The sequence below is a fragment of the Nocardioides anomalus genome, assembly GCF_011046535.1.
GTDB lineage: Bacteria > Actinomycetota > Actinomycetes > Propionibacteriales > Nocardioidaceae > Nocardioides > Nocardioides anomalus.
In genome coordinates, this window is record NZ_CP049257.1 from 3701184 (window position 1) to 3713713 (window position 12530).

The 12530-nt window shown below is 72.8% G+C and carries 11 protein-coding genes and 1 riboswitch; of the genes, 2 read left to right on the forward strand and 9 right to left on the reverse strand.

Annotation, left to right across the window (positions count from 1 at the left end):
- Positions 1-70 precede the first annotated feature (70 nt).
- The 9 genes from G5V58_RS18550 to G5V58_RS18590 all read right to left on the reverse strand — a co-directional run bounded on the left by G5V58_RS18550 (position 71) and on the right by G5V58_RS18590 (position 10533).
- Complete coding sequence (locus tag G5V58_RS18550) at positions 71-2422, reverse strand: putative bifunctional diguanylate cyclase/phosphodiesterase (protein ID WP_165236068.1); 2352 nt, start codon at positions 2420-2422, stop codon at positions 71-73.
- Between the two features lie 84 nt (positions 2423-2506).
- The gene (locus G5V58_RS18555; protein WP_165236071.1) at positions 2507-3274 is read right to left on the reverse strand and encodes an SGNH/GDSL hydrolase family protein; all 768 of its coding nucleotides are present in this window, start codon (positions 3272-3274) and stop codon (positions 2507-2509) included.
- A gap of 51 nt (positions 3275-3325) precedes the next feature.
- Positions 3326-4261 carry a TauD/TfdA dioxygenase family protein gene (locus G5V58_RS18560; protein ID WP_165236073.1) on the reverse strand — a complete coding sequence of 312 codons (936 nt, stop codon included), beginning with the start codon at positions 4259-4261 and terminating at the stop codon, positions 3326-3328.
- A gap of 42 nt (positions 4262-4303) precedes the next feature.
- Positions 4304-5572, reverse strand: a complete 1269-nt coding sequence (thrC, locus tag G5V58_RS18565) for a threonine synthase (protein ID WP_165236075.1) — start codon at positions 5570-5572, stop codon at positions 4304-4306.
- 7 nt (positions 5573-5579) lie between these two features.
- Positions 5580-5691, reverse strand: a riboswitch (SAM riboswitch).
- 94 nt (positions 5692-5785) lie between these two features.
- Entirely contained in the window at positions 5786-6274 is a 489-nt protein-coding gene (locus G5V58_RS18570; RefSeq protein WP_165236077.1) for a hypothetical protein, read from the reverse strand.
- A 30-nt stretch (positions 6275-6304) separates the two neighbouring features.
- Complete coding sequence (lon, locus tag G5V58_RS18575) at positions 6305-8608, reverse strand: endopeptidase La (protein WP_407939638.1); 2304 nt, start codon at positions 8606-8608, stop codon at positions 6305-6307.
- A 94-nt stretch (positions 8609-8702) separates the two neighbouring features.
- Positions 8703-9548 carry a trehalose-phosphatase gene (gene otsB, locus G5V58_RS18580; RefSeq protein ID WP_165236081.1) on the reverse strand — a complete coding sequence of 282 codons (846 nt, stop codon included), beginning with the start codon at positions 9546-9548 and terminating at the stop codon, positions 8703-8705.
- Positions 9549-9707: 159 nt separating this feature from the next.
- Positions 9708-10211, reverse strand: coding sequence for a LytR C-terminal domain-containing protein (locus G5V58_RS18585; protein ID WP_165236083.1), 504 nt, complete (start codon positions 10209-10211; stop codon positions 9708-9710).
- Positions 10212-10230: 19 nt separating this feature from the next.
- Positions 10231-10533, reverse strand: coding sequence for a DUF3263 domain-containing protein (locus G5V58_RS18590; protein ID WP_165236085.1), 303 nt, complete (start codon positions 10531-10533; stop codon positions 10231-10233).
- Positions 10534-10606: 73 nt separating this feature from the next.
- On the opposite strand from G5V58_RS18590, the gene G5V58_RS18595 reads away from it, so the two are divergent.
- On the forward strand, positions 10607-11629 hold the full coding sequence (locus tag G5V58_RS18595) for a Gfo/Idh/MocA family protein (RefSeq protein ID WP_165236088.1): 1023 nt from the start codon (positions 10607-10609) through the stop codon (positions 11627-11629).
- Between the two features lie 198 nt (positions 11630-11827).
- A complete protein-coding gene (locus tag G5V58_RS18600) occupies positions 11828-12406 on the forward strand; it encodes a hypothetical protein (protein WP_165236090.1) in 579 nt (192 codons plus the stop codon).
- Positions 12407-12530: the final 124 nt, after the last annotated feature.

The following is a 12530-nucleotide window of genomic DNA, read 5'->3' on the forward strand; positions in this document are numbered from 1 at the left end:
CTGCCCCAGAAAGCGGCACCCGGGACGGTTCGGCGCGCCGAGCGTGCCAGGTGGGTCTGGTCGCTCGGGCTCAGCGGGCGGTCGGTGCGGGGAGTTCCTCGACCTTGGGTCGGGCGTCGGGGTGGCGGTTGTCGCGGACGACGGGGAGCAGCGCCTCGAGGGGCATCGGCCGGTGGAGCAGGTAGCCCTGCACGAAGGGGGCGCCGACCTCCTCGCGGATGGCTTCGAGCTGGGTCTCGCGCTCGACTCCCTCGACGACGACGTCGAGGCCGAGGGCGTCGCCCATGACGGCGATGGCGTGGAGCACGGCGCGGGCGCGCTCGTCGTGGTCGATGCCGGCCGAGAGGGTGGCGTCGGTCTTGACCACGTGGGCGGGCAGCTCGTGGAGGTAGCTGATCGAGGAGAAGCCGACGCCGAAGTCGTCGATCGCGAAGCGCACGCCCATGGCGGCGATGACGCGCATCACGTGCAGGACCTCGGGGTCGTCGCCGATCTCCTGGCGCTCGGTGATCTCCAGGACCAGGCCGGTGCGGTCCATGTCGCGCACGGCGGTCTGCACGACCCCGACGAAGCGGGGGTCGCGCAGCTGGCGGGCCGAGACGTTGACGCTGATGGAGATGGGGCCGCCGGCGGCGTCGCGCAGCGCGCGGGCGTCGCCGCTGACCCGGCGGAGCACGAGCTCGCCGAGGCCGACGACCAGGCCGGTGTCCTCGGCGATGCGGACGAAGACGTCGGTGGGCACGTCGGTGCCGTTGAGCCGCCAGCGCACCAGGGCCTCGACGCCGGTGATGAGGCCGGACTCGGTGGCGACGACGGGCTGGTAGACGACGGCCAGCTCCTCCTCGTCGATGGCCCGGCGCAGCTCCTCGACCAGCTCCAGCCGCTCGATGCTGGCCCGGCCGATGGCGGGCTCGTAGGAGACCGACTGGGCCTTGCCGCGGCCCTTGGCCTCGTACATCGCCAGGTCGGCCTCGCGCAGCAGCGCCTCGCCGGACTCGCTGCCGTCGCCGTAGGCGATGCCGATGGACGCGCCCAGCGGCACGTGGTGGCCGGAGACCTCGGCGCCGCGCATCAGCGAGGCCAGGATCCGGTCGCTGATCTCGATGACCTCCTGGACCGAGACGTCCTCCAGCAGCACGGCGAACTCGTCGCCGCCGAGCCGGGCCACGGTGTCGCTCTCGCGGGTGGCGGCCAGCAGCCGGCGCGCGACCTCGATCAGGACCTCGTCGCCGGCGGCGTGGCCGAAGCGGTCGTTGACCGGCTTGAACTCGTCGAGGTCGACGAACAGCAGCGCGACGCGGACGTTGCGGCGCCGGGCCAGGTGCAGGGCGTGGGCCACGCGGTCGAGCAGGATGCCGCGGTTGGGCAGGTCGGTCAGCGGGTCGTGCCGCGCGAAGTGGACCATGTCGGCGGTGAGCTGCAGCCGCGCGAAGGCGTCGGTGGCCAGCACGGCCAGCGCGTCGAGCGCGTGCTGGTCGGCCTGGACGGTGGCGCGGGCCCGCTCGCGCGACTGCGCGACGATCCACAACGCGTCCTTGCCGCGGCGCACCTGCGCGCCGATCTCGTACGCCGCGGGTGGGGTCGTGCGGACCTCGACGTCGGTGAGCCGGATCAGCCGGCGCGCGTCGTGCAGCACTGCCTCGCTGACCAGCTCGGACTCGTGCACCGACTGGATCCGCACCGCCGCCTCGAGGAGCACGGTGAGCCGGCGGGCGTTCTCCCGGCCGCGGGTGAGCGCGCGGGTGGCCACGAGCAGGGTGATGAGCGGGACGACCAGCAGCGAGAGCATCCACCAGGGGTTGCTGCGCAGCACGACGGCGGCCAGGTAGCCGAGCAGGTCGAACGGCACGAAGCACACGACGGCCAGCCAGGTCCCGGGCTGGACGAGGTGGCTGCGGATCGGCGTGCCGGAGTCGATGCCGACCGAGATGGCCGAGAGCACGTAGTCGATCGAGAAGTAGGCGCTCGCCGCGGCGACCATGGCGAGCAGCTCGCGCGGCGTACCGGTCTGGCCGCCGCGGACCAGGTGCAGCGCCGCCGCGGAGACGGCACCGGCCAGCACGCCCACGCCGACGTTGAACACGATCGCGGTCGGCCGCTTGCCCGACGTGACCTGCGTGGCGATGACCCCGAGGCCCCAGACGGCCAGGGCCGACCGGGCGTCGAGGGTGCACAGCAGGAACATCAGCACCGTGGAGTCGAAGCCGATCTCGATGCCGCCGTCCTCACCGTCGAGCACCATCGGGAAGTGCGCGACGAGGACGACCACCGGTACGCCGACGAGCACCGCGGCCAGGACCTCCCACCCGCCCCCGAGTGCGTGCGGTGTGGCCCAGACCAGCAGTGCGACGCCGAGCACGCACAGGCCGACGTCGAACCGCCAGCTGCGCGAGTCGCGCAACCGGGTCCGGGTGTCGGGCATGAGGGGCTCCTGTCGGCGGTACGGCAGACGACTCAGTATCGAGCGGCCGACAGGGCCCGCGAGGCGGAATGGCCAGACTGGTGCTCAGCGCCCGAGCGCGGCCAGGACGGTGGGGAGCAGCGCCTTGGCCGTGCGCCGGTAGCCCGCGGCGCTGGGGTGGAAGCGGTCCGCGCTGAACATCGCGTCGGGGTCGGCCACGAAGGAGGGTCCGACGGCCTGGGCCAGCGGGACCACGTGCGCCCCCGCCCGGGCGGCCGCCACGGCCTGCGCGGCAGCCAGCTGCCGCGACGCCCGCGAGCCCAGGGCGCGCAGGGGCTGGGGCACCGGCCGGAGCGCACCGAGGTCGGGACAGGTGCCGACCACGACCTCGGCGCCGCGCTCGCGCAGCGCGCTCACCGCAGCCTCGAGGTCGCGCACGGACTCGGCGACCGGCACCCGGTGGGTGACGTCGTTGCCGCCGACGATGACCACCGCGACGTCGGGCCGGTACGCCGGGCGCAGCCGCGCCAGCTGCCCGGCCAGCATCGAGGTCTCGGCGCCGACCTCGGCCACGGTGCGCAGCCGGACCGGGCGGCGGGTGGCCTTGGCCAGCCGCACCGCCAACCGGGCGCCGAGGGTCTCCTTGCGGCGGGTGGCGCCCAGGCCGGCCGCGATGGAGTCGCCCACCAGGAGCAGGTCGATCGGCTCGCCGGCGTACTTCCGCTTCCAGCGGCGGTCGGCGTCGAGCGCGTCCTCACCGAGCGGCTTGCCGATCAGGCGGCGGGCGTGCGCCGCCTGCCGGCGCAGCAGCTCCCGGCCGGCGAGCGCGCCGAGGACCACGAGGGTGACGGTGAGGAGGGCACGGCGACGCACGAGGCATCTGTCGCACGCCGACCTGAACGGACCGTGAGCACGCCGCGTCGCTCAGGTGATGAGCTCGTCCAGGCGGGAGTACGCCGCGGCGTCGCCGCGGACCACGACGCTGCGGCGGCCGTCGAGGGAGACCGGCACGTCGCCGGCCACGGTGATCCGGCGCATCTCGCGCGGGTGGTGGTCGAAGTCGGCGACCGCGTAGTGCTGGGTGGCGCGGTTGTCCCACATCGCGACGTCGCCGGGCCGCCAGGACCAGCGCACGGTGTTCTCGAGCTTGGTGACGCGGTTCTGCAGCAGCTGGAACAGCGCGGTCGACTCCGAGCTGTTGAGGCCCAGGAAGCGGCTCACGAAGTGGCCGAGCACCAGCGACCGCTCGCCGGTCTCGGGGTGCACCCGCACCACCGGGTGCTGGGTCTCGAAGAGCTGGGAGACGAAGTCGTCACGGCTGTAGTTGGCGTCCGGCTGGTCGTGCTCCTCGTCCTGCTGGGCGTAGTCGTAGCTGTTGGTGTGCACCGCCCACAGCCCGTCGACCAGCGCCTGGAGCGGCGCCGGCAGCGCGTCGTACGCCGTGACGGTGTTGGCCCAGACCGTGGTGCCGCCGTACGGCGGGAGGGTGACCGCCCGCAGCACCGAGAGGGCCGGCACCCGGTCCACGAAGGTGACGTCGGTGTGCCAGGCGTTGGCGGCCATGCCCTTGTTGGCGGTGACGCGCAGGACCCGGGCGCTGCCGGTGTTGACAGTCGGGTGCGCGGTGGTCAGCGGACCGAACCGCTCCGCGAAGCCGATCTGGTCCTCGTCGTCGACGTGGTCCTGGTCGCGGAAGAACAGCACCTTGTGGGTCAGCAGCGCCGCGCGCACCTGGGCCACGGTCTCCGCGGACAGCGCGCCACCGAGACGCACGCCCGTGACCTCGGCGCCGATCCGGCCGCCCAGCTGGCGGACGTCGAGCGCAGTCGCGCGGTCCAGCGTGCCCAGCACCATCGTCATGCGGCCAGGTTACCGCAGTAAGCCGGTGGACTTAGGCAGGTATCACGCGAGCCCGGTCGCCACGAACGCGTCGTACGTCGGCGCGATGGTCGCCGCGGGCCCGACCGAGCCCGCGACCGCGTCGAGGGTCTTGAGGCCGTGGCCGGTGTTGATGACCACGGTCTCGAGCTCGGGGTCGAGCTGGCGGGTCTCCACGAGCTTCTTCAGCACGCCGACCGTGGTGCCGCCGGCGGTCTCGGTGAAGATCCCCTCGGTGCGGGCCAGCAGCACGATGGCCGCGCGGACCTCGTCGTCGGTCACGTCCTCGACGGCGCCACCGGTGCGGTGGCAGACGTCGAGCACGTAGATGCCGTCGGCCGGGTTGCCGATGGCCAGGCTCTTGGCGATGGTGTCGGGCTTGACCGGGCGGATCGCGGGGGCGTCGGTCTTGAACGCCGTGCTGACCGGCGAGCAGCCGGCCGCCTGCGCGCCGTACACCTTGTAGGGCTTGTCCTCGACGAGCCCGAGCGTGATCAGCTCCCGGAACGCCTTGTCGACCTTGGTCAGCTGCGACCCGCTCGCGACCGGGATGACGACCTGGTCGGGCAGCCGCCAGCCGAGCTGCTCGGCGATCTCGTAGCCGAGGGTCTTGGAGCCCTCGGCGTAGTAGGGCCGGACGTTGACGTTGACGAACGCCCAGCCGTCCTCCTCGGCGGCGATCTCCTGGGCCAGCTTGTTGACGTCGTCGTAGGTGCCGTCGACCGCGACCAGCTGCTCGGTGAAGACCGCGCTGTTGACCTGCTTGGGCTGCTCGAGATTGCTGGGGATGAAGACCACCGTCTTCATGCCGGCGCGCGCCCCGGCCGCCGCCACCGCGTTGGCCAGGTTGCCGGTGCTCGGGCAGGCGAACACCGTCGCGCCGAGCTCGCGGGCCGCGCTCAGCGCGCAGGCCACCACGCGGTCCTTGAAGGAGTTGGTCGGGTTGGTGGAGTCGTCCTTGACCCAGAGCCTGGTCAGGCCCAGCTCGCGGGCCAGGTTGGCCGCCGGCAGCAGCCGGGTGAAGCCAGGCTCGGTGTTGGGGCTGGACTCGATGTCACTCGGCACCGGCAGCAGCGCCTTGTAGCGCCAGATGTTGCGCGGCCCGGCCTCGATCTCCTCCCGCGTCACCTGCGGGAAGTCGTAGGCGATCTCGAGCGGACCGAAGCACTCCGGACAGGCGTAGAAGGGGCCGAGCGCGGTCTGGTGACCGCACTCGCGGCACGAGAGCGCGGTGGCGTGCCCGAACGCACCGTCGCGCAGCGTGGTCTTCTTCTCGGCGACAGCAGTGCTCACGAGGTCCTCCTCATCTCTCCGCAGCGACCTTCGCTCCGGACGGAATTGGCACCTTTCCGCGGTGTGCGGCGGTTGCCGGGACTTCTCAGGGCCGTTCCCTCAGTCCCTCTGGATGAGGTGCCAACACTACGGGCGCTCGTCTCAGGGCGTGAACACGAGTACCGCCATGTGGACGGGTGCACCAGACCCGCTCCGCGCGCGGGCGCAAGGGGGTCAGCGCTTGGTGCGCTTGGCCACCCAGTCCATCGGGTCGTCGGCGTCGCCGCGGGCGCAGTAGCCGACCTCGTAGGAGAAGGTCGCGGACTTGACCTCGGTGCCCTTGAGCCTGCCGGTGACCTCGAGGCGGATGTCCTCGTAGTCGTTGGGGCTGTCCTGCTCGAGCAGGTAGTGGAACTTCCCGCGCTTGTCGATCTTCATCGGACCGGCCGGCTGCACGACGTACTGCACGCCGAGGGGGTAGGAGCAGACCGCGTTGAAGCGCACGATCATGTTCTTGATCTTGCGGCCGTGGCCGGTGACGTCGAACTCGTAGACCATCGTGTCCAAGGCGTTGTCCTCGACCGGGGTCTCGTGACCGACGTAGTGGCCGTCTGGGTTCTTCGGCTTGGGCTTGGGTTTGGCGTCGGCGGCGGGCCCGGTGGCGACGAGGGCGGCGGCCAGGACGGGGACGAGGAGAGACGCGAGACGGGTAGGACGGGTCACGGGACCAGTCCTACCCGTCTGCGGTGGGGCCTAAGCCGCCTGGGTCGCCGCGACCTCGTCGGCCGGGGTGAGGGCACCCCGGACCACGTCGAGGACGTCGCCGACCACGTGCACGGTGAGGGCCTCGCGGACCTCGGCCGGCACGTCGTCCAGGTCCGGCTCGTTGCGCAGCGGGACGAAGACCTCGGTGAGGCCGGCGCGCTGGGCCGCGAGCAGCTTCTGCTTGAGCCCGCCGATCGGGAGCACCCGGCCGTTGAGCGTGACCTCACCGGTCATGCCGACCTCCGAGCGCACCGGGCGACCGGTGGCCAGCGAGGTGAGCGCGGTGACCATGGTGATGCCGGCCGAGGGGCCGTCCTTGGGCGTCGCGCCCGCGGGGACGTGGACGTGGATCGCTTTGTCCTCGAAGAACGCGCGGTCCACGCCGAGGTCGGCCGCGTGCGCCTTGACGAAGGACAGCGCGATCTGCGCGGACTCCTTCATCACGTCGCCGAGCTGACCGGTGAGCGTGAGCCCGGCGGTCCCCTCGTGCGCGGACGCCTCGATGAAGAGCACGTCGCCGCCCATGCCGGTGACGGCCAGGCCGGTGGCCACGCCCGGGACCGCGGTGCGCTCCGCCGACTCCGGCGTGAACCGCGGCCGGCCGAGCAGCTCCTTGAGGTCGGGCTCGTCGATGTCGATCCGCTCGCGGTCGCCGACGGCCAGCTTCGTGGCCGCCTTGCGCATGGCCTTGGCCAGCAGCCGCTCCATCTGGCGTACGCCGGCCTCGCGGGTGTAGTTCGCGGCCAGCTCGCGCAGCGCGGCGTCGGTGATCGAGACCTCGGCCTCGGTCAGCGCGGCCCGCTCCAGCTGCCGCGGCAGCAGGAAGTCGCGGGCGATGGCGACCTTGTCCTCCTCGGTGTAGCCGTCGAGGGTGACCAGCTCCATGCGGTCCAGCAGCGCCTGCGGGATCTGCTCGACGACGTTCGCCGTGGCGATGAAGAGCACGTCGGACAGGTCCAGGTCGAGCTCGAGGTAGTGGTCGCGGAAGGTGTGGTTCTGCGCCGGGTCGAGCACCTCGAGCAGGGCGGCCGCGGGGTCGCCGCGGTAGTCGGAGCCGACCTTGTCGACCTCGTCGAGCAGCACGACCGGGTTCATCGAGCCGGCCTCCTTGATGGCCCGCACGATGCGACCGGGCAGCGCGCCGACGTACGTGCGCCGGTGACCGCGGATCTCGGCCTCGTCGCGCACCCCACCGAGGGCGACGCGGACGAAGGTGCGGCCCATGGCGCGGGCCACGGACTCACCCAGCGAGGTCTTGCCGACTCCGGGAGGGCCGGCCAGCAGGATGACGGCGCCGGAGCCCCGGCCGCCGATGACCTGAAGGCCGCGCTCGGCGCGCCGGCTGCGGACCGCGAGGTACTCCACGATCCGCTCCTTGACCTCGTCGAGGCCGTGGTGGTCGGCGTCGAGCTGGGCCCGGGCCGCGGTGACGTCGTTGACGTCGTCGGTCCGCTCGCCCCACGGCAGCTCGAGCACGGTGTCGAGCCAGGTGCGGATCCAGGCCGCCTCCGGGTTCTGCTCGCTGGAGCGCTCGAGCTTGTCGACCTCCTTGAGCGCCGCGGCGCGGACGTCCTCGGGCAGGTCGGCGGACTCCACACGGGAGCGGTAGTCCTCGGCGCCCTCCGGCTCGCCCTCGCCGAGCTCCTTGCGGATCGCGGCCAGCTGCTGGCGGAGCAGGAACTCGCGCTGGGTCTTCTCCATCCCCTCGCGGACGTCCTCGTTGATCTTGTCCGAGACCTCGGCCTCGGCGAGGTGGTCGCGCGTCCACGCGATCACCGTCTCGAGCCGCTCCTCGACGTCCGGCGTCTCCAGGAGCTCGCGCTTCTGCTCGTCGGTGAGGTACGGCGCGTAGCCGGCCGCGTCGGCGATCTTGCTCGGGTCGGTCATCTGGTGGACCTGGTCGATGATCTGCCAGGCCTCGCGGCGCTGGAGCACGGCGACGACGAGCCGCTTGTACTCCTCGGCGAGCTCACGGGCGTGGTCGGTCACGGTCTCGGCGACCGGCTCGACCTCGACCCACAGGGCCGCGCCGGGGCCGGTGACGCCGGAGCCGATGCGGGCGCGCTGGCCGGCGCGCAGGACCGCGCCCGCGCCACCGCCCATCGTGCGGCCCACGCGCTCGACGCTCGCCACGACGCCGTACGACGCGTAGCGGTCCTCGAGGCGAGGGGCGAGGAGCAGCTCGCCGCCGGAGCTGCTGCGGGCGGCGTCGACGGCCGCCTGGGCGGCGTCGTCGAGCGCGATCGGGACCACCATGCCGGGCAGCACGACGAGGTCGGAGAGGAACAACACCGGGAGCGATGCTTGAGTCATACCGGCTCAACTTCTGGGATCGAAGCGGTGTTCCCGGCGCTCCCCGCGTTCTCCCTGGGCGAACAGGGGGCGATCAAGCCCGCAGGCCGGCCGCGTCCTGCGCGAGCTGGCGCAGCAGATCGAGGACGCCGTCGGGACCGTGGACCAGGACGTCAGAGAGCGGGACCAGGGCGCTCTCCTCGTCGGAGGCCGAGCAGACCCGCAGCGTGGGCAGGCCACCCTCGGCCAGGGCGGCGACGGCCTCGAAGGCCTCGACGTCGCCCAGGTCGTCGCCGACGAAGACGAACCCGCCCGCGTCCAGCTCCTCGGCCAGGGTCTCGACCGCGAGCCCCTTGTGCATGCCGGGCGAGCGGACCTCGACGACCTGCTTGCCGGGCTCGACGACCAGGTCGTGGCGCGCGGCGAGGTCGCGCAGCTCGGGCAGGAGCGCGTCGTACGCCGCCTGGGGGTCCGGCAGCCGGCGGGTGTGGACGGCGACCGCGAGCCCCTTCTCCTCGATGTGCGCCTCTCCCGCACCGAGCCGGCGCAGCAGCCGGGGCAGATCGGCGGTGAACGACGCCAGCCCGTGCGGCGGGCGGGGGCTGATCACGCGGCGGTTGGTCGACGACCAGCGCTCGTTGCCGTACTGCCCGAGGACGTAGAGCTCCTTGCCCACGTCGCCCACGGCGTTGCCGACCGCCTCGAGGCCGCCGAGGTCGAGCGCCTGGCGGGCCGGGCGGCCGGTGACGACGGCGACGGCACGGACCTGCTCGGCCAGCGCCACGAGGACCTCGGCCGCGTCCGGGTGGATGTGCGCCTGGGCCGGGTCGTCCACGATCGGGGCGAGGGTGCCGTCGAAGTCCAGCCCGACCACGGTCTCGGCGGCGACCCGGACGAGGGCGGCGTACTTCTGCTCCCCCTCCTCCGAGGTGAACTCCATGGCGCTACCCCACCACAACCGCGCCGGCACGACCCATCCGGGCCATGTCGACGGGCTGTTCCGCGCGGCCAGGTTGCCGCCGTGCTCCCCCGCGCGCTCACCGGGTCCGCCCTCCTGTTGGCCGCCTGCTGGCCGCCGTGGGTCGTGCGGAGCTGAGGGCTACGGAAGCTCGCCGGTGAGGATCACGGTGAGCCGGTCGAGCCGCATGGGGTCGACGGCGGGCGCGGTGCGCTGGATGCCGAGGTCGAGGGCGAGCAGCTTGCCCTCGCGCTCCATCCGCTTCGGGTAGTAGACGGTGGAGGCCGGGATGGTGCCGTACCAGTTGTCGGAGCCGACGACCTGCCAGCCGATCTGGGTGGCCTGGGCCGCGACCCGGCCGGCGAGCCCCGTGATGCCGGAGTTGTTGAAGACCACGACGTAGACCTTGGACCGGTCGACCTGCGGCTTGGGCGGCTTCGGCGCCTTGGTCGGCGAGGCCGACGGCGTGGGCGCCGCGCTCGCGGAGGCCTCGGGCTGCGCGGCCGGGGTGATCTGCTTCTCCTGGGGCTCGGCGTCGCGGGTGAAGACGAACGCGACACCGGCCATGGCCACCGCGATGACGCTCAGCAGCACCACCGGCGAGGGGAAGACCACCCCGCGCTGGTCGCGGACGCGCCTGGTCATCGGGCGGCCGGCCACGGGTCTACAGCTCGAAGCCGAGGCGGCGGGCCGAGCGCTGCCGCTGGCGCGCGGCGCGCAGCCGGCGCAGCCGCCGGACCAGCAGCGGGTCGGCCTCGAGGGCCTCGGGACGGTCGATGAGGGCGTTGAGCACCTGGTAGTAGCGCGTCGAGGACATGTCGAACTTCTCGCGGACCGCGGTCTCCTTGGCGCCGGCGTACTTCCACCAGTGCCGCTCGAACTCCAGGATCTCGCGGTCGCGGTCGCTGAGCACCACCTGCTCGGAGGCCTGACCGGCCTCCGGGCGCCCGACGTTCGCCGCATCCATGGCCGACATGCTAGGCGACGAATCACAGCGATGTCATTCAACCCTCCGGCGCGCCGGGGGCCAGACTCGGGCCATGACTCAGGCCGTCGCCGTCACCCGCTGGGGCATCCTCGGCCCGGGGCGCATCGCCCAGACCTTCGCCCGCGACCTCCTCCTCGTCCCCGACGCCGAGCTCGCCGCCGTCGGCTCCCGCTCCCGGGAGCGCGCGTCGGCCCTCGCCGACGAGGCCGGCGGCACGGCGTACGGCTCGTACGAGGAGTTCCTGGCCGACGACCGCGTCGACGCGGTGTACGTCGCCTCGCCGCACGCCCTGCACGTCGACCACGTGGCCGCGTGCCTCGCCGCCGGCAAGCACGTGCTGTGCGAGAAGCCGATGACGCTGCGCGCCGCCGACGCCGCCGCGCTCTTCGACCAGGCGCGCGCCGCCGGGCTGCTGCTCATGGAGGCGATGTGGACCGCGACGCACCCCGTCGTGCGCGCGGTGGTCGAGCGGGTGCGCGCCGGCGAGTTCGGCACGCCCCGCCAGCTGCACGCCGAGCTCGGCTTCGTCGTCCCCGACGACCCCACCGACCGCCTCCTTGACCCCGCCCTCGGCGGCGGCGCGCTGCTGGACATGGGCGTCTACCCCCTCACCTTCGCCCACCTGCTCCTCGGCGAGGCCGAGGCGCTCACCGGCACCGCCGTGCTCTCCGAGCTCGGCGCCGACCTCGACGTCGCCATCGCCGGCCGCTACCCCCGCGGTGCCGTCGCCACCCTCACCGCCTCGATGACCTCGTGGTCCTCGCGCCGCGCGGAGCTGGCCACCGACCGCGGCCGGCTCGTGGTCGACGACTTCCACCACCCCACCACCGCGACGTTCACGCCCATCGGCGTCGGCGCCACCAACGACGACATCGAGCGCGGCCGGGTCGTGGAGTTCGGCGGCGCGGACGAGGTCATCGGGCGTGGCTACGGCAACGAGGTGGTGGAGTTCCAGCGCTGCCTGGCCGCCGGCCTGCTCGAGAGCCCGCTCGTCCCCCACGCCCAGACGCTGGCGATCATGCGGCAGATGGACGACCTGCGCGCGCAGGTCGGCGTGCGCTACCCGGGCGATTGACGTATCTCCACGGCACGGCGACGCTCCTGGCTACCGACAGCCACCCCGTCCGTCAGGAGCACGACCTTGCAGCACCTCCCACGCCTCAGCCTCCTCGCCGTCGTCACAGTCGCGGCGCTCCTCCTCGGCTCGTTCGGCACCGCCCAGGCCGGTGGCGCCCTGACCAAGAGCAAGGTCAAGAGCATCGCTGCGAAGGCGGTGGCCAAGGCCGCGCCCGGACTGTCGGTCAAGAGCGCGCAGACCGCGACCAACGCAGCCACCGCCACGAACGCGGTCAACGCGGCCAGCGCGACCAACGCAGCGAATCTCGGCGGGCAGCCGGCCTCGACCTACCTGACCACCGCTCGCACGATCGACCTCGGCTCGGCGTCGGCGACGTCGGGCTTCACCAAGACGTTGACCGGCGTTCCCGCCGGTACCTATCTCGTCGACCTGTCCCTCAGCGCCGTGACGAGCGCCGACACCGGGTTGTTCTGTTTCCTCACGCAGGATGGCGCTCCGCGGGACCTGCTCGACACCTACTCCTCGCGCTACATCCCGACGGTGCACACGGTCAGCGCTTCGCACGTGGTCACCATCCTCCCGACCGGCGCGCTGACGCTCGGCTGCTACCCCTCGACGGGCACCCTGACCTACCCCGCCACCAGCGGCTACGCACCCCCGCAGCTCACCCTGATGAGGATCGACAGCGTGACCGCGCTCGGTGCAGTCACCGCACCGCCGGCGGGCGGCGCCCGCTCGGCGCACCAGGCTGGCGTGCCGACCACCGAGCGTTGACCGGTTCTTCCGGACGCCACATCTCATCCGCTCTGCAGGAACCGCACGACGGCCAGCACCCCCGGTGCTGGCCGTCGTCGGGCAGCAGGCCGAGCTCGGCGACGATCCGCTGAGTGTGCTCCGG